The organism is Achromobacter sp. 1014246743, assembly GCF_059760725.1.
The window spans coordinates 1-16,864 of sequence record NZ_JCBANA010000001.1 but is presented as its reverse complement, the minus strand read 5'-3'; the positions used below and the strand labels follow the sequence as shown (position 1 = coordinate 16,864).

The window sequence follows — 16,864 nt, the reverse complement described above, 5'->3', positions numbered from 1 at the left end:
TAACAATGCTTATGCAGAATGCGCAAGGCAAACCGCGCGAATTTCAGACGAATCTGCGATACTGTTTATTTGTACAGCAGCTGAGCGCGTGACTGACCACATTGTGGACTCATGCCTCACTATATAGGCAATTATTCCACATCGCCGCGTCCGGAACCAGCGACAGGTCGTCGTCCCGGCGGGCCCCCTCCCTCAGGCTACGATACCGTCCATGAGCTCCCAAATTCGCATCGTTGGCGCCCGCCAGAACAATCTCAAGAACCTGGACCTGACCATCGCCACCGGCGAATTGGTTGTCGTGACCGGCGTATCGGGGTCCGGCAAAAGTTCGCTGGCCTTCGACACCCTGTACGCCGAGGGACAGCGCCGCTACGTGGAAACCTTCTCGCCCTATGCGCGCCAGTTCCTGGATCGCATGGACAAGCCGCAGGTGGACCGCATCGAAGGCATCCTGCCGGCCATCGCCATCGACCAGACCAACCCGGTGCGCAGCTCGCGCAGCACGGTCGGCACGATGACCGAGCTGAACGACCACGTGAAGCTGCTGTTCGCGCGCGGCGCCCGGCTGCACTGCCGCGGCTGCGGCAAGGTGGTGCGGCGCGACACGCCCGATTCCATCTACCACTCGCTGGCCGAACGCTCGGCGGTGGCTGGCGACCCGCGGCTGGTGGTGACCTTCCCCATCGCCGTGCCCGCCAACTTCACCGAAGACGAAGTGCGCGGCTTCCTGGAGCAGCAGGGCTACACCCGCGTGCACGCCGAGGAAACCGCCGTGCCGCGCGCCACGGCCGCGGCCAAGGGCGCCAAGAAGGAAAAAGGCAAAGGCAAGGCCAAGTCCGACACCGACGAACGCCGCATCCTGCATGTCATCCAGGACCGCTTCCGCTTTGCCGGCACCGAACGCGAACGCGTGATGGAAGCGCTGGACACCGCGCTGCGCATGGGCGCGGGCCACCTGGCCGTCTATGTGATGGACGCCGAGGGCGCCGACGCCGACATCTGGAAATACAGCGACCGCCTGCACTGCGCCGACTGCAACATCGAATACACCGACCCGCTGCCCAGCAGCTTCTCGTTCAATTCGCCGCTGGGCGCCTGCGAGGCCTGCCGCGGCTTCGGCCGCGTGATCGGCATCGACTTCGGCCTGGTCATCCCCGACGAAAACAAGACCCTGCTCGAAGGCGCCATCAAGCCCTGGACCACGCCGTCGTACAAGGAATGCCAGGACGAGCTGCAGAAGTACGCGCCGCGCGCCGGCATCCCGCTGGGGGTGCCCTGGAAGAGCATGAGCGAAGAGCACAAGCGCTGGGTGCTCTACGGCACGCCCGACTGGAAGGGCGGCAACGATGCCTGGAAGCACCAGTGGTACGGCGTGCAGCGCTTTTTCGATTGGCTCGAAACCAAGTCGTACAAGATGCACGTGCGCGTGCTGCTGTCGAAATACCGCAGCTACACGCCCTGCCCCACCTGCAATGGCGCGCGCCTCAAGCCCGACGCGCTGCTGTGGCGCCTGGGCACCAAGGAAGAAGCCGACACCGTGCTGCCGCCCGACGACGGCCGCTACAAGCGTTTCATGCCGGTGGGCGCCAACTGGACCCGCCCGCAGCTGGACGCCATGGACGGCCTGTCGGTGCATGACGTCATGCTGCTGCCCATCGAGCGCGTGCGCACGTTCTTCGACACGCTGTCGTTCTCGGGCGCGCTGGACGCGGCCACCGATCTGCTCATGACCGAAGTGCGCGCCCGCCTGAAGTTCCTGTGCGATGTCGGCCTGGGCTACCTGACGCTGGACCGCCAAAGCCGCACGCTGTCCGGCGGCGAGGTGCAGCGCATCAACCTGACCACCGCGCTGGGCACGTCGCTGGTGAACACGCTGTTCGTGCTGGACGAGCCGTCCATCGGCCTGCACCCGCGCGACATGCACCGCGTGGTCGAAGTGATGCACCGGCTGCGCAACGCCGGCAACACGCTGGTGGTGGTCGAACACGACCCGCAGGTCATGGTGGCGGCCGACCGTATCATCGACATCGGCCCCGGCCCGGGCGAACGCGGCGGCAACATCGTGTTCGACGGCACGCCGGCGCAATTGCGCGCGGCCAACACGCTGACGGGCAACTACCTGGGCGGCCGCCAGCGCGTCGAAGCGCCGCGCCCCATGCCGGTCGCGGCCAATACGCCGCGCCTGCTGCTCGAAGGCGTCAGCGCGCACAACCTGAAGAACGTCTCGGTCGAACTGCCGCTGGGCCGGCTGGTCTGCGTGACCGGCGTGTCCGGCTCGGGCAAGTCCACGCTGGTGCAGGACGTGCTGTACCCGGCCCTGCTCAAGCAGAAGGGCAAGCCGTCCGAAGCGCCGGGCGCGTTCGAACGCCTGCTGGGCGCCGAACAGATCGCCGACGTCGTGATGGTGGACCAGACCCCCATCGGCAAGACCGCGCGGTCCAACCCGGCCAGCTACGTGGGCGCGTTCGACGCGATCCGCAAGCTGTTCGCCCAGGCCCCGCTGGCGCGTGAACGCGCCTACACCGCGGGCACCTTCAGCTTCAACGGCGGCGACGGCCGCTGCCCCACGTGCGGCGGCACCGGCTTCGAACACGTCGAAATGCAGTTCCTGTCCGACGTCTACCTGCGTTGCCCCGACTGCGACGGCAAGCGCTTCCGCCCCGAAGTGCTGGAAGTGCGCGTGGAACACCTGGGCAAGAGCGCCTCGATCGACGAAGTGCTGGAAATGACCGTCAGCGAGGCGCTGGAATTCTTCAAGGGCCTGCGCGACGTGCAGACGGGCCTGGCGCCGCTGGCCGACGTGGGGCTGGAATACGTGCGGCTGGGCCAGCCCGTGCCGACCCTGTCGGGCGGCGAGGCGCAGCGGCTCAAGCTGGCCGGCCACCTGGCCGAGGCGGCGCGCAGCGGCATCTCGACGGCCAAGGTCGCCAAGAAGGGCAGCCTGTTCCTGTTCGACGAACCCACCACCGGCCTGCACTTCGACGACGTGGCGCGCCTGATGCGCGCTTTCCGCAAGCTGCTGGCCGCCGGTCACACGCTGCTGGTCATCGAACACAACCTGGACGTGATCCGCGCGGCCGACTGGCTGATCGACCTGGGCCCCGAAGGCGGCGACGCCGGCGGCCTGGTGCTGGGCGTGGGCACGCCGCAGGACCTGATGGCCAACCCGGCCTCGCACACCGGCGCCGCGCTGCGCGACTACGAAGTCAGCATCCTGCCGGCCGACGTGGTGGTGACCAGCGATGCCGACGCCCAGGAAGTCGAACAGGCCGGCCTGACCGCCCGCATCGCCGAACCGGCCGCCGCCTATGGCGCCGGCGAAGGCACGCCGCTGCAGTCGGTGATGCGCAAGCGCCGCCAGGACAATATGTCCATCGAGATCCGCAATGCGCGCGAGCACAACCTGAAGAACATCAGCGTCGAGATTCCGCGCGACAAGTTCACGGTGATCACCGGCGTGTCGGGGTCGGGCAAGTCGACCCTGGCCTTCGACATCCTGTTCAACGAGGGCCAGCGCCGCTACCTGGAATCGCTCAACGCCTACGCCCGCGCCATCGTGCAGCCGGCCGGCAAGCCCGACGTGGACGCCATCTTCGGCATTCCGCCCACGGTGGCGATCGAACAGCGCACCAGCCGCGGCGGCCGCAAGTCGACCGTGGCCACGATGACCGAGATCCACCACTTCCTGCGCCTGCTGTATGTGAAGCTGGGCACGCAGTACTGCCCCGACTGCAACGTGGCGGTGGAACCGCAGAACACCGACCAGATCGTGGCGCGCCTGCTGCGCGACCACAAGGGCGAGCACATCGGCCTCCTGGCGCCGCTGGTCACCGCGCGCAAGGGCTACTACACCGACCTGGCCAAGTGGGCCGGGTCCAAGGGCCATACGCACCTGCGGGTCGACGGCGAGTTCATTCCCGTCGCGCCGTGGCCGCGCCTGGACCGCTACAAGGAACACACCATCGAACTGCCGGTGGCCGACGTGGTGGTCGATCCCGCCAACGAGGCCGACCTGCGCGCCGCGGTCAAGAGCGCGCTGGAAAACGGCCAGGGCGTGATGTCGGTGGTCTGGCCGGTGAACAAGCTGCACGAAGCGCTGAACAGCGAATTGCAGCAGCAGCACTTCTCGGTCAAACGCGCCTGCCCGTCTTGCGGCACCAGCTTCCCCGAGCCCGATCCGCGCCTGTTCTCGTACAACTCCAAGCACGGCTGGTGCACCGGCTGCTTCGGCACCGGCCTGCAACTGCAAGGCTTCGACGAAGAACAGACCGGCGAGGAAACCGCCTGGAACGCCTGGTACGAAGGCGAGGCCAAGGTCTGCACCCAGTGCGACGGCCAGCGCCTGAACCGCGTGGCGCGCGCGGTGCGCTGGCGCGACAAGTCCATCGCGGAACTGGCCTCGCTGCCGGTGTCGGACGCGCACACCTTCTTTACCGGACTGGTGGCGCGCGGCCGCGAAGGCGAGATCGCCCGCGACATCCTCACCGAAATCCGCGGCCGCCTGAATTTCATGCAGGAAGTGGGCCTGAACTACCTGGCGCTGGACCGCGCCGCGCCGACGCTCTCGGGCGGTGAAGCACAGCGCATCCGCCTGGCGGCGCAACTGGGGTCCAACCTGCAGGGCGTCTGCTACGTGCTGGACGAACCCACCATCGGCCTGCACCCGCGCGACAACCGCATCCTGCTCGACGCGCTGGCGCGCCTGGAAGACAACGGCAACACGCTGGTGGTGGTCGAGCATGACGACGACACCATCCGCCGCGCCTCGCACATTATCGATATCGGTCCGGGCGCGGGTGTGCGCGGCGGCCGCGTGGTGGCGCAAGGCACGGCCCAGGACCTGATGGACGCCCCCGAGTCCGTCACCGGCCGCTACCTGGCCAAGCCGCTGCAGCACCCGCTGCAAGGCCGCCGCCCGGTCGAGGCCGACACGCCCATGATCGAGATCAAGGGCGCACGCCTGCACAACCTGCGCAGCGTCGACGCCAAGATTCCGGTGGGCCGCCTGAGCGTCGTCACCGGCGTGTCCGGCTCGGGCAAATCGACCCTGGCGCGCGAAGTGCTGCTGGACAACCTGATGCAGGCCGTCTCGCAGGGCAAGGCGCCCGGCTGGGCCGGCTGCGAAAGCATCAAGGGCTGGGAAGCGATCGACCGCGTGCTGGAAGTGGACCAGACCCCCATCGGCAAGACGCCGCGCTCGTGCCCGGCCACCTACGTCGGGTTCTGGGACGACGTGCGCAAGCAGTTCGCCGATACCCGCGAGGCCCGCATGCGCGGCTGGACGGCGGCGCGCTTCTCGTTCAATACCGGCGACGGCCGCTGCCCGATCTGCGAAGGCCAGGGCATGCGCACCATCGAAATGAACTTCCTGCCCGATGTGAAGGTGCCGTGCGATGCCTGCAACGGCGCACGCTTCAACAACGACACGCTCAGCGTGCAGATGCGCGGCAAGAACGCGGGCGAACTGCTGGCCATGGAAGTGGACGACGCCATCGGCTATTTCGCGGCGCACCCGAAGATCCACCGCCCCCTGCAACTGATGCAGGACGTCGGCCTGGGTTACCTGACGCTGGGGCAGCCGTCGCCCACGCTGTCCGGCGGCGAGGCCCAGCGCATCAAGCTGGTGACCGAGCTGTCCAAGGCGCGCCTGACCGACGGCCTGATCAAGACCGGCCGCGCCTCGCGCATTCCGCACACGCTGTACGTGCTGGACGAACCGACGGTGGGCCTGTCGATGGCCGACGTGGAAAAGCTGATCCACGTGCTGCATCGCCTGGTCGAAGCCGGCAACACCGTGGTGGTCATCGAGCATAATCTCGACGTCATCGCCGAAGCCGACTGGCTGCTGGACCTGGGCCCCGAAGGCGGCACGGGCGGCGGCAAGCTGGTGGGCCAGGGGTCGCCGGAACACGTCATGGCCCAAAGCGCCCAATCGCACACCGGACGGGTCCTGGCGGAGTTCCTGGCACAACAATAAAGAGCGTCATGCATTGTCGTTTTGAAGACCGGCTGGCCGGCCGCGCCCTGCGGCTGGACGGCCTGCGGGCCCGCATCGAGGCGCGCGCGGCGGCCGAGATCGGCCCCGCGCTGGCCGCCGTCGACGCGGCCCGCCACCAGGGCCATTGGGTGGCCCTGCTGCTGGATTACGAACTGGGGGAATGGCTGCTGCCCGAGGCCACCCGGCCCGCGCCCGCCGGCCCCTGGACGCCGCCGCGCGACGACGGCGCAGCGCGCCTGACCGCGCTGGTGTTCGAACGCAAGATCGACGAAGCGCCCTGGGACGCCCCCGCGGCCGACAGCGCCCCCGGCGCCCTCAGCATTCCGGCGCCGCGCCTGCGGGAAGCCGATTACGTGCGCCAGATCGACGCCATCCGCGGCCTGATCGCCGACGGCGAGCTCTACCAGGTCAACTACACCCAGCCGCTGGACCTGCAATACCAGGGCGACGCGGCCACGCTGTACCGCCGCATCGCCGCGCGCAATCCCGTCGCGCACGCCGCCTTCATCCAGGATGGCGCGCGCACGGTGCTGTCGTTTTCGCCCGAATTGTTCGTGGCCCGCCGCGGCCCGCAACTGACCACCCGGCCCATGAAAGGCACGGCACCGCGCCACGCCGACCCGGCCGAAGATGCCCGGCTGGGCCAGGCGCTGCTGGCCAGCGACAAGAACCGCGCCGAAAACCTGATGATCGTCGACCTGCTGCGCAACGACCTGGGCCGCCTGGCCGAGCCGGGTTCGGTCAAGGTCGATGCCCTGTTCTCGCTGGAACGCTACCCCACCGTCTGGACCATGACGTCGACCGTGTCGGCCCAGGCGCCCGGCGCCACGCTGGAAGCCGTGCTGCGCGCGCTGTTCCCCTGTGGTTCCATCACCGGCGCCCCCAAGGTGGCCGCCATGCGCCGCATCCGCCAGATGGAAGCCGCGCCGCGTGGCCTGTATTGCGGCAGCATCGGCTGGCTGGCGCCCGATGGCGATTTCTCGCTGAACGTGGCGATCCGCACCCTGGTGCTGGATGCCGCGGGCCACGGGGTCTACAGCGTGGGCGGCGGCATCGTCCACGATTCGGATCCGGCCGAGGAATGGCAGGAATGCCACTGGAAGGCCCGCATCCTGCGCGCGTAAAACCGCAACCCGCGCCAGCAGTAGTAGGATAGAGCGCGGCCCCGTCCGCCATTACCCAGGAGCCCCCATGCAACCCGAACTGATCGAGACCATCCTGGTCGATGCCGAACGCCGCGTGCCGCTCTTGACGCGCCACCTGCACCGGCTGGAACAGTCCTGCAAGGCGCTGGGCTACACCTGGGGCGGGCGCACAGTCGAAAGCGACATCATGATCGCGGCACTCAGCCTGGTGACCCCGGGGGCGCACCGCCTGCGTCTGCTGGTCGCCCGCGACGGCAGCCGCCACATCCAGACCGCGGTGCTGCCGCCCCTGCCCGCCGTGCAGGAAATCATGCTGGCGCCCGAGGCCCTGCGCTCGTCCGAACCGCTGCTGCGCTACAAGACCACTTACCGCCCCTGGTACACCAAGACCATCGAATGGCTGCCCGCGCATCCGCATATTTTCGACCTGGTCTACCTGAACGAACGCGGCGAGCTGTGCGAAGGCAGCCGCAGCAACGTCTACCTGCGGCTGGACGGCGACTGGTACACCCCGCCCGTGGACAGCGGCTGCCTGCCCGGCGTGCAGCGGGCCGAACTGTTGGATAACGGCAACGTGACCGAACGCGTCCTGACCCTGGCCGATCTGCACGCCGCCGACGAGATCCGCCTGTCCAACGCCCTGCGCGGTTGGTTCGACGTGACGCTGCGCGAAGCCTGACGCCGCCGGGCGCGGGACAGCGCCGATTGCCAAACCGGCAAGGCTGACGAATAATTGATACTCATTCTTATCTATTGTTCGGCGTCGGCAGCGTCCCATCGTGTTTCCTCCCTCTTGCACGGCCTCCCCCAACGTAGCAACCCTCTATAGCGACCACCACGGCTGGCTGCAGGAATGGCTGCGCCGGCGGCTGGGCAACGCCTTCGACGCGGCCGACCTGGCGCAGGACACCTTCCTGCGGGTGCTGCGCACGCTGGAACCCATCCGCGAACCGCGCGCCTACCTGACCACCATCGCCCACGGCCTGGTGGTGAACCACTGGCGCCGCCAGGACCTGGAACGCGCCTACCGCGAAACGCTGGCCACGGTGTCCGACACCCTGGCCCCGTCGCCCGAGGAAGGCGCGCTGCTGCTCGAAGCCCTGTGCGAGCTGGACGCGCTGCTGAACCAGCTGAACCCCAAGGCCCGCGCGGCCTTCCTGCTGGCGCACCTGGACGGCTACACCTACCTGGAGATCGCGGCGCGGCTCGACGTGTCCGAACGCATGGTCAAGAAGTACATGGCGCAGGCGATGCTGCACTGCCTGACCGCTGACCAGGCCATGGGACTGGCCACGCCATGAGCGCCACGGGCGCGCCGCCCAGTTTCCAGGTGCTGCAGCAGGCAGCCGAATGGTTCGCCGTGCTGGGCGCGCCGGCCGTCGATGCCCAGGCGCACCAACGCTGGCGGCAGTGGCATGACGCCGATCCGGCCCATCAACTGGCCTGGCGCCAGGTCGAGGCGATCAGCGGCAAGTTCCTGAACCTGCCCGGCGGCAACAAGCCCATGGCCCATCGGCTGCTGGACGCCGCCGCGGCCGGCCAGGCGCGCCGCCGCCAGGCACTGAAGATGCTGACGCTGCTGTGTGGCGTCGGCCTGGGCAGCTGGGGCGCGTCGCAAGCCGTGCCCTGGCGGCGCTGGACGGCCACGCACCATACCGCCCTGGCCGAACGCCGCGAGGTCCGGCTGGCCGATGGCGGCCGCGTCTGGCTCAATACCGACAGCGCGATCGACGTGGACTACGGCCCCGACCTGCGCCGCATCCGCCTGGTGGCCGGCGAAATCCTGGTCACCACCGCGCCCGACACCCAGACACCCGCGCGGCCCTTCGTGGTCGATACCGCCCAGGCCCGGCTGCGGGCGCTGGGCACCCGCTACAGCGTCTACCAGGAAGACGACGCCAGCGTCGTCGCGGTGTTTGACGGCGCGGTGCAGGTCGAACCGGTGACGCTGGGCGTGGCGGGCGGCATCCTGCATGCCGGCCAGCAGGCCCGCATCACGCGGGCCGGCAACGTCGTTGCCGAACCCTCGGCCCTGGCCCGCCGTTCGTGGGTCGACGGGCTGATCGTTGCCGAAAACATGCGGTTGGGCGACTTCGCGGCGGAACTGTCGCGCTACCGGCGCGGACACCTGGGCTGCGACCCCGCGATTGCGGACCTGCGCATCGTGGGCACCTATGCCACCGCGGACACCGACCAGGTGCTGGCGACCCTGGAAAACACGCTGCCCGTGCGCGTGCGCCGGACGCTGCCGTGGTGGGTGGTGCTGGAAGGCCGCTAAGGGGCCGAAAAAAGGGCCGAAAAAAGCCGACAAGAAACGGCGACAAAGGGGCCGACAGATTCGAGGCCGGCCGATTCTTTTTGCGCAAAGGCGTCGCCGAGGTTCCCTTTTTCGCGTCGTGGATTGGCATACGGGGTGCAACCACCCATTTCTCCCTTCCAGACCGGGCCGTACCATGCACATGCCTTCCCCTTCCCGCCGACGCGCCGCCGTCCGCCTGCCCGCCGCCACGGCCGCCGCCGCACTAATCGGCCTGGCCCTGCCCGGCGCGGCCCCCGCCCAGACGCCAAACGCCGCCCAGGCCGCCGCCGAGCGCGACTACGACATTCCGCCCGGCGACCTGAGCCGGGTGTTGACCGAATTCGCCATGCAAGCGGGTATCCAGGTGTCGATCGAAGCGTCGCTGACCGCCGGGCGGCAGAGCCCGGGCGTGCGCGGGCGGCAATCGGCGTGGTCGGGACTGAACGCGATCCTGGCTGGCACCGGCCTGCAGCCGATGCGCAGCGGCAACGCCTACACCGCGCGCCCCGTGCCGAATGCCGACGCGGTCACGCTGCCCAACATCACAGTACGCGGCAACGCCACCGCCGCCTTGCAACAGGAAGGTCTGGCCAGCGACGGCTACCGGGCGTCCAGCGTATCGGCCGCCGGTGCACTGGGCGGCATGGAGCTGCGCAACGCGCCCTATTCGTTCAGCGTCGTCACCCGCGAGCTGCTGCAGAACGTGCAGGCGCAGACGCCCGACGACGTCTACAAGATCAACCCGGCAACGCTGACACAGACACCGCAGTTGAGCGGCTGGGCGCCGATGGTCAAGATTCGCGGCTTCAACAGCTATGACCGCGCGGAAGATGGCCTGCGCCACGCCTACGGCTTTGCCGCCTCGCTGGAAGACAAGGAACGCGTCGAAGTGCTGAGCGGGCTGTCCGGCTTTCTGTACGGCGCGGCCTCGCCCGGCGGCATGATCAATTACGTCAACAAACGCCCCACCCCGGACCGGTACAACAGCATCACCGTGGGCACCTATGGCGCCAGCCAAGCCTACGTTCATGGCGACTTCGGCGGCCCGTTCGACGACAACGGCAAGGTCGGCTACCGCGTCAACCTTGTCCGCCAGAATGGCGATACCGCCGTGGACGGCCAGAAGATCGATCGCACCCTGGCAAGCCTGGCCCTGGATTTCAACGTGACCGATCGCTTCAAGATCGAGTTGGGCGCCTCATACAGCGACTACAAGATGACGTCGCCCACGGCTTACTGGTTTGTCCGCGACGGGATATCCCGCCCCAAGGCCCCGGATTCCAGCAAGGACTGGAGCCAACCGTGGATCCGCGACGAGACCGAAAGCCGTAAATGGATGGCTCGCATGACCTATGAGGCCAGCGATCACCTAACGGTACGCGTCGCCCATCTGCGCGAATACCAGGACCGGCCCATCCAGTACCACACGATGAACACGCTGCGTTCGTCCAGCGAATACGCGCAATTGCGGCAGAAAGTCGGTGCGACCAGCACCGAGTCCGAAGCCTGGCAGGCGCTGGCAGACATTTCTTTCGACACCGGACCGATCGGCCACAAGGTCACCATGGGCTATTACGGCTACATGGACAAGCAATGGCAAACCACCTATTTTCCCAACACCGGCTACGTCGGCCCGTACGGCCTGGTCTCGCCCACGCACGTGCCGGAACCGCAATGGCCGTCCGATGCGTCGGAAAGAACGTACTACGCCAGCCGCATCCGCAACGACAATTTCATGATCGGTGACCTGATCCGGTTGAACGAACAATGGTCTGCGCTGGTGGGCGTGAACCGCAGCACCATCAAGGCCATGGAGCGTGACCAGGACGGCAACGCGGGCCAACCGGATTACGATCGCGGCCGCAATTCGCCCAACGCGTCGTTGATCTTCACGCCAACCCCTTGGCTGACGACCTACGCAACCTACATCGAAGGCCTGGAACAAGGCGGCGTTGCACCGGACGAAGCCGTCAACCGCGGGCAGGTGCTGTCGCCCATGCGCAGCAAGCAACGCGAACTGGGCGTGAAGGCCGAGTTGGGCGGTGTGCTGGTCAGCGGCGCGCTGTTCGACATCGAAAAAGCCTACGAGTACTCCAACAACGCCAATGTCTACGTACAGGACGGCGTCCAGCGCCATCGCGGCGCCGAAGTCTCGGCGGTGGGCAAGGTGACCGATGCCTGGACCGTGATGGGCGGCGTGACGATGCTCACGGCCCGTGTAGAAGGCAGCGCCAACGACGGCAACGCTCCGATCAACGTGCCCAAGCTGACGGCCAAGCTGTATTCGGAGTACGCGCTGCCCTTCGCGCCGGGCCTGAGCCTGACTGGCGGGGTCTACTACGTCGGCAAGCAGTGGGCCACTAACACCAACACCAGCCGGCTGCCGTCGTACACCACCTTCGACCTGGGTCTGCGCTACGCGACCAAGGTCACCGGTCGACCGGTGACGCTGCGCCTGAATGTCAACAACGTAGCCGACCGCAGTTATTGGCTCAACAGCTACTACCTGGGCAGCCCGCGCAGCGTTGCGCTGTCGGCGCAGATGCAGTTCTGAGCGCCTGGCGGAACGCGCGCGGCGCGCGCGTTCCGGACTGAGACCTGTCCCTCGGTCAGGCCCTGGACTTATCAGACCTGCACAGCCTAATCCGCGAACTGCTCCACCACCACCTGCCGCAGCCATTGATTGGCCGGCTCGCGGTGGTTGCGCGCATGCCAGAAGACGTTGATGACGGACTCCGGGATCTTCACCGGACAGGGCGCGGTGGCCAGGCCGAACGGCTTGCAGGCGCAATCGGCAAAGCGCTGCGGCACCACCGCGATCATGTCGGTGGCCTGCAGCACCGGCCCCACCGCCATGAAGTGCGGCACCGTCAGCCGCAAGCGGCGGCGGATGCCGGCGCGTTCGATGACCTGGTCCACCACGCCGTGCCCGGTGCCTTCGGACACGATGGCAACGTGCTCGGCCGCGCGGAACTGCTTGGCCGACACCCCGCCGCGCGCCAGCGGATGGTCCTGCCGGAAGATGCACACATAGGGCTGGCGAAACAACCGCCGCTGAAAGAAGCCTTGCTTTAAACCCGGCAGAAAGCCCATCGCCAGGTCGATCCGCCCGCGCTCCATTTCGTCCTTCACGTCGATCGACGTCGTGCGCACGGTGCGGATGGTGACGCCCGGCGCCGCCGCATCCAGCGCCCGCATCAGCCGCGGCAGAAAGTAGGTTTCGCCCACGTCATTGACGCCGATGACAAAGGCCCGCTCGCTCTGCGCCGGGTCGAACAAGGCCCGTGCGTTCAATGTGCCGTGCAACGCGGCCAGCGCATCGGCAATGGGCTGCGCCAGCGCTTCGGCGTAGGGCGTGGGCACCATGCCGCGCGAGGTCCGCAGGAACAATTCGTCGCCCAACAGCTTGCGCAGCCGGCCCAGCGCGTTGCTGACTCCGGGCTGCGAGATACCCAGGTTGCGCGCCACCGCCGACACCCGGCCGTGCTTGCACAACTCGTTGAAGACGACCAGCAGGTTCAGGTCCATGTCTTGCAGGTTCATGCGCTTGTCTCCACCAATATTGATTCTGGTGATTGTTGTCATCAGCCAGATTCTATTTATTTATTTCATGCCCTGGCCGAAGATGCAACAAACGCCGCGCCCATGTCGCGCGGCCCCCGCCCGGCCGCACGACGGCCACGGATGAAGGAGACAAACCATGCAACCCTGGCCCACCGACGGCACCCACCGCATTCCCTTCGGCGTCTACACCGACGCCGCGCTGCACCAGAAAGAACTGGACCGCTTTTTCTACCGCGGCCACTGGAACTACGTCGGCCTGGAAGCGGAAATCCCCAACCCAGGCGACTTCAAGCGCACCGCGGTTGGCGAGCGCTCCGTCATCCTATTGCGCGACAACGACGGCCAGGTGCGAGTGGTGGAAAACGTCTGCGCCCACCGCGGCGTGCAGTTCTGCCGCGAACGCTCGGGCAACCGAAGCGAATTCGTCTGTCCCTATCACCAGTGGAACTACGACCTGCAGGGCAACCTGATCGGCGTGCCCTTTCGCCGCGGCGTCAAGCAGGGGGGCCGCGTCAACGGCGGCATGCCGCCCGATTTCAAGCCCGAGGAACACGGCCTGACCAAACTGGCCGTGGCCTGTCGCAACGGCGTCGTCTTCGCCTCGTTCGACCCCGACGTCGAGCCGCTCGAAGACTACCTGGGCCCCGACATCCTGCACTACTTCGACCGCGTCTTCGACGGCCGCCAGTTGGTGATCCACGGCTACAGCCGCCAGCGTATTCCCGGCAACTGGAAGCTGATGCAGGAGAACATCAAGGACCCCTACCACCCCGGCCTGCTCCACACCTGGTTCGTCACCTTCGGCCTGTGGCGGGCCGACAACCGTTCCGAACTGAAAATGGACCGCCACTTGCGCCACGCCGCCATGATCTCGACGCGCGGCCAGGGCGGCAAGGGCAGCGTCACCAGCGGCGTCTCCAGCTTCAAGGAACAGATGTCGCTGAACGACGACCGCTTTCTGGACATCGTCCCCGAACCCTGGTGGAACGGCCCCACGGCGGTGCTGATGACGCTGTTTCCCAGCGTCATCATCCAGCAGCAGGTCAACTCGCTGTCGACCCGCCACATCCAGCCCGTCGGCCACGACGCCTTCGATTTCGTCTGGACGCACTTCGGCTTCGCCGACGACACGCCCGAGATGACCCGGCGCCGCCTGCGCCAGGCCAACCTGTTCGGCCCCGCCGGTTTCGTGTCGGCGGACGACGGCGAGGTGATCGAGTTCTCGCAATCCGGCTTCCAGCAAAAGCCCTGGCACCGCAGCGTGGCCGAACTGGGCGGCAAGACCGCCGAGAACACCGACCATATGGTGACCGAAACGCTGATCCGCGGCATGTACGCCTACTGGCGCCGCGTGATGGAAGAGGAGGCCTGACGATGCTGGAATTTCCGCTGTACTACGCGCTGACCCGGCTGTACACCGACTACGCCGCCGCGCTGGACGCCGAACAATGGGACCAGTGGCCGGACTTCTTCCTGGAAGACTGCACCTACAAAGTGCTGCCCCGCGAAAACCACGAACGCGGCTACCCCCTGGCCACCATGGCCTTCGAAAGCCGCGGCATGCTGCGCGACCGCATCTACGGCGCCACCGACACCATCTTCCACGACCCCTACTACCAACGCCACGTGGTCGGCGCGCCCCGCGTCCTGTCGGTCGCGGGCGACCGGATCGAATCCGAAGCCAACTACGCCGTCTTCCGCACCAAGCCCAACCAGCTGACGACGGTCTTCAACGTCGGCCGCTACCTGGACGTCATCCGCCAGACGCCCGACGGCCTGAAATTCGAATCCAGGCTATGCATCTTCGACAGCGAGCTGATTCCGAATTCGTTGATCTATCCCATCTGACCCAAAAGGTGGCGCATCGCTCGCCGGCCCCTGTCGGCGGGCGCCCCAAATCCCACTCCCCAGGCAGGCAACATCGCGCGCCCGCCTGCGGCTTGCCCCAATCCTGACGAGGACACCGCAACATGACAACGCAATGGATAAAGGCCATCCCGCTGGCCGACATACCCGATGAAGACGTGATCGCCGTCCAGGCCGGCGACCACGAAATCGCGCTCTACGGCGTCGAAGGCGCCGTCTACGCCACCGCCAACCTCTGTACCCACGGCAACGCCCGCCTGTGCGACGGCTTCCTGACCGGCCACGAAATCGAATGCCCGCTGCACCAGGGCCGCTTCGACGTCAGAGACGGCCGCGCCCTCTGTTCGCCGCTACGCGACAACATCGCGACCTACCCCGTCAGAATCGAAGACGGCATGGTGTTCGTGGCGCTGTAGCAAGACAGCCGAACCATCCCATGCCCAAGGCGGCGCCCCACTGGCGCCGCCAATCAGCCCAACGCCAAACGCAAGGCTTCATTGGCCGCCGCCATCCCCATGGCGGCCGTCACGGTCACGACAGACCCATACCCCGCACAAGACAACCCCTGCGGCGCAGCCGCTTGCGCGGACACCCCCATGTCGTCTTCCATCTCGCCCGCCCGCGTCCATTCATCCGGCAAGATCGCCGGCTGATCGAACCACAGCGCATGCACCCCCATTTTGGGCACCCGCTTCAAGGCCTTGCCGTTCTTGTCCGATGCCCGAGCAAATCCATGCTCGCGCCGCAGCTTGTTGCGCAACTTGGACAACAACGCATCATTGACCGCCGCCGACAGATCCCCCGCCCGCAGCGCCAACGGGTCCGTCTTGCCCCCCGCCCCGCCACACAGCAGCATGGGCACACCCAATGCCCGCGCATGCAAGATCATCGCAATCTTGGCCGCCGCCTGATCGGTACAGTCAATGATGACGGTATAGGGCCCAGGCAAGACCTCGCCGACATTCTCAGGCGACACAAAGTCATCCACCCGCGTCAACCGACACGCCGGATTGATCCCCAACACCCGCTCGGCCATGGCATCCACCTTGGACTGCCCCACGGTCTCGGTCAGCGCATGAATCTGCCGATTGACGTTGGACTCCGCAATATGGTCCAGATCAATCAGGGTCAACGCCCCGATCCCACAACGCGCAAGCGCCTCAACCGTCCACGAGCCAACCCCACCCAGGCCGGCAACGGCAATGTGCGCGTCTTGAAAACGTCTGGGAGCATCAGGCCCGTACAGGCGTGACAGGCTGGAGAAGCGGCGGTCGAGGTCGACGGAATCGAGGGTGTTCATAAGAGATATTTTATATGGCCGCCAAACCCGCCCCATGCCGGCCAGGCGGACGGCCTTGCGAGGAATACCCACCATCACGCGCAATCCCATGCCGTGCCCCCCCGCTCGTGCCCTTCTATCGGCGCGGATGCCGTGGCGTTCAACATGAATGTGCAGCGCCCGATGGGCGGCGCGCGAGACGGTCAACACTAGCAGCCCGATCTCTGCCGCGCCGCCCATCACCGCCCCACCCCCAACCGTGCGGAACCACTAGAAACGCAATCACCACCAGCGCGAAGCGCCACCGCCACACAGTCAGCAACACGAATGCCAAACGTGGCCGCCCGCGCGGCCGCGGCTTGGCGGCCCTGCAGATTTCATGCCCTGACCACAGGTCTAGCAGCGCGACAATTCTCGAAAACCGTAGCCCCTGGCGGGGGTGGCTTGCGGAGTGGGCAACCTCGATGCGCCCGAGGGAATCGGAAGATACCGTCTTGGCCGTCAAGTAGAAAAAGCGTAATCAGGCCTGTAAGGCTGCCGCGTCTTGAGCACGCCGAAGCACAGATGCACCACTTTTCGCATGCATGCGCCCAGGGCCGACATCTTGCTCTTGCCCGCGGCCAGCAGTCGTTGATACAACGCCCGCACATGGGGGTTGTGCTTGGACGCAACGACGCCAGCCATGTATGCCAACGCCCGTACGTCCGCAGGAC

At 66.9% G+C, this 16,864-nt stretch carries 11 protein-coding genes and 1 pseudogene; 9 read left to right on the top strand and 3 right to left on the bottom strand.

Going from position 1 to position 16,864, the window contains the following annotated elements:
* The first annotated feature begins 211 nt into the window (after positions 1-211).
* From uvrA to AC6LJ2_RS00035, 6 genes are all read left to right on the top strand, one after another.
* Complete coding sequence (gene uvrA, locus AC6LJ2_RS00060) at positions 212-5,977, top strand: excinuclease ABC subunit UvrA (RefSeq protein ID WP_498150492.1); 5,766 nt, start codon at positions 212-214, stop codon at positions 5,975-5,977.
* Between the two features lie 8 nt (positions 5,978-5,985).
* The gene (locus tag AC6LJ2_RS00055) at positions 5,986-7,122 is read left to right on the top strand and encodes an aminodeoxychorismate synthase component I (protein ID WP_498150491.1); all 1,137 of its coding nucleotides are present in this window, start codon (positions 5,986-5,988) and stop codon (positions 7,120-7,122) included.
* Positions 7,123-7,189: 67 nt separating this feature from the next.
* Positions 7,190-7,822: an aminotransferase class IV family protein gene (locus tag AC6LJ2_RS00050; RefSeq protein ID WP_498150490.1), complete on the top strand. Its 633-nt coding sequence runs from the start codon at positions 7,190-7,192 to the stop codon at positions 7,820-7,822.
* 100 nt (positions 7,823-7,922) lie between these two features.
* Complete coding sequence (locus AC6LJ2_RS00045; protein WP_263913965.1) at positions 7,923-8,444, top strand: sigma-70 family RNA polymerase sigma factor; 522 nt, start codon at positions 7,923-7,925, stop codon at positions 8,442-8,444.
* Positions 8,441-9,421, top strand: coding sequence for a FecR domain-containing protein (locus AC6LJ2_RS00040; RefSeq protein ID WP_498150489.1), 981 nt, complete (start codon positions 8,441-8,443; stop codon positions 9,419-9,421). The genes AC6LJ2_RS00045 and AC6LJ2_RS00040 overlap by 4 nt, the downstream gene beginning before the upstream one ends.
* 181 nt (positions 9,422-9,602) lie before the next feature.
* Positions 9,603-11,996, top strand: coding sequence for a TonB-dependent siderophore receptor (locus AC6LJ2_RS00035; protein ID WP_498150488.1), 2,394 nt, complete (start codon positions 9,603-9,605; stop codon positions 11,994-11,996).
* An 86-nt stretch (positions 11,997-12,082) separates the two neighbouring features.
* On the opposite strand, the gene AC6LJ2_RS00030 is transcribed toward AC6LJ2_RS00035, so the two are convergent.
* A complete protein-coding gene (locus AC6LJ2_RS00030; protein WP_445658242.1) occupies positions 12,083-12,985 on the bottom strand; it encodes a LysR family transcriptional regulator in 903 nt (300 codons plus the stop codon).
* A gap of 157 nt (positions 12,986-13,142) precedes the next feature.
* Here AC6LJ2_RS00030 and AC6LJ2_RS00025 point away from each other — a divergent pair, with 157 nt between their 5' ends.
* The 3 genes from AC6LJ2_RS00025 (at position 13,143) to AC6LJ2_RS00015 (ending at position 15,288) form a co-directional block, all read left to right on the top strand.
* Positions 13,143-14,378, top strand: a complete 1,236-nt coding sequence (locus AC6LJ2_RS00025) for an aromatic ring-hydroxylating dioxygenase subunit alpha (RefSeq protein WP_498150487.1) — start codon at positions 13,143-13,145, stop codon at positions 14,376-14,378.
* Between the two features lie 2 nt (positions 14,379-14,380).
* Positions 14,381-14,854 (top strand): aromatic-ring-hydroxylating dioxygenase subunit beta, encoded by a 474-nt coding sequence (locus AC6LJ2_RS00020; RefSeq protein ID WP_263913958.1) that lies wholly within the window; start codon positions 14,381-14,383, stop codon positions 14,852-14,854.
* A gap of 122 nt (positions 14,855-14,976) precedes the next feature.
* Positions 14,977-15,288: a non-heme iron oxygenase ferredoxin subunit gene (locus AC6LJ2_RS00015; RefSeq protein ID WP_263913957.1), complete on the top strand. Its 312-nt coding sequence runs from the start codon at positions 14,977-14,979 to the stop codon at positions 15,286-15,288.
* A gap of 53 nt (positions 15,289-15,341) precedes the next feature.
* Here the strand turns inward: AC6LJ2_RS00015 and AC6LJ2_RS00010 are convergent, their stop codons facing one another.
* Together AC6LJ2_RS00010 and AC6LJ2_RS00005 are read right to left on the bottom strand one after the other, a co-directional pair.
* Positions 15,342-16,172: a tRNA threonylcarbamoyladenosine dehydratase gene (locus AC6LJ2_RS00010; RefSeq protein WP_445659130.1), complete on the bottom strand. Its 831-nt coding sequence runs from the start codon at positions 16,170-16,172 to the stop codon at positions 15,342-15,344.
* A 480-nt stretch (positions 16,173-16,652) separates the two neighbouring features.
* Positions 16,653-16,864 (bottom strand): annotated as a pseudogene (locus tag AC6LJ2_RS00005) (IS110 family transposase); the annotation flags it as partial.

Bases quoted from the DNA above. Each gene is read 5' to 3' on its own strand.
- uvrA (WP_498150492.1), top strand. From the start codon at position 212: ATGAGCTCCCAAATTCGCATCGTTGGCGCCCGCCAGAACAATCTCAAG.
- AC6LJ2_RS00055 (WP_498150491.1), top strand. From the start codon at position 5,986: ATGCATTGTCGTTTTGAAGACCGGCTGGCCGGCCGCGCCCTGCGGCTG.
- AC6LJ2_RS00050 (WP_498150490.1), top strand. From the start codon at position 7,190: ATGCAACCCGAACTGATCGAGACCATCCTGGTCGATGCCGAACGCCGC.
- AC6LJ2_RS00040 (WP_498150489.1), top strand. From the start codon at position 8,441: ATGAGCGCCACGGGCGCGCCGCCCAGTTTCCAGGTGCTGCAGCAGGCA.
- AC6LJ2_RS00035 (WP_498150488.1), top strand. From the start codon at position 9,603: ATGCCTTCCCCTTCCCGCCGACGCGCCGCCGTCCGCCTGCCCGCCGCC.
- AC6LJ2_RS00030 (WP_445658242.1), bottom strand. From the start codon at position 12,985: ATGAACCTGCAAGACATGGACCTGAACCTGCTGGTCGTCTTCAACGAG.
- AC6LJ2_RS00025 (WP_498150487.1), top strand. From the start codon at position 13,143: ATGCAACCCTGGCCCACCGACGGCACCCACCGCATTCCCTTCGGCGTC.
- AC6LJ2_RS00020 (WP_263913958.1), top strand. From the start codon at position 14,381: ATGCTGGAATTTCCGCTGTACTACGCGCTGACCCGGCTGTACACCGAC.
- AC6LJ2_RS00015 (WP_263913957.1), top strand. From the start codon at position 14,977: ATGACAACGCAATGGATAAAGGCCATCCCGCTGGCCGACATACCCGAT.
- AC6LJ2_RS00010 (WP_445659130.1), bottom strand. From the start codon at position 16,172: ATGAACACCCTCGATTCCGTCGACCTCGACCGCCGCTTCTCCAGCCTG.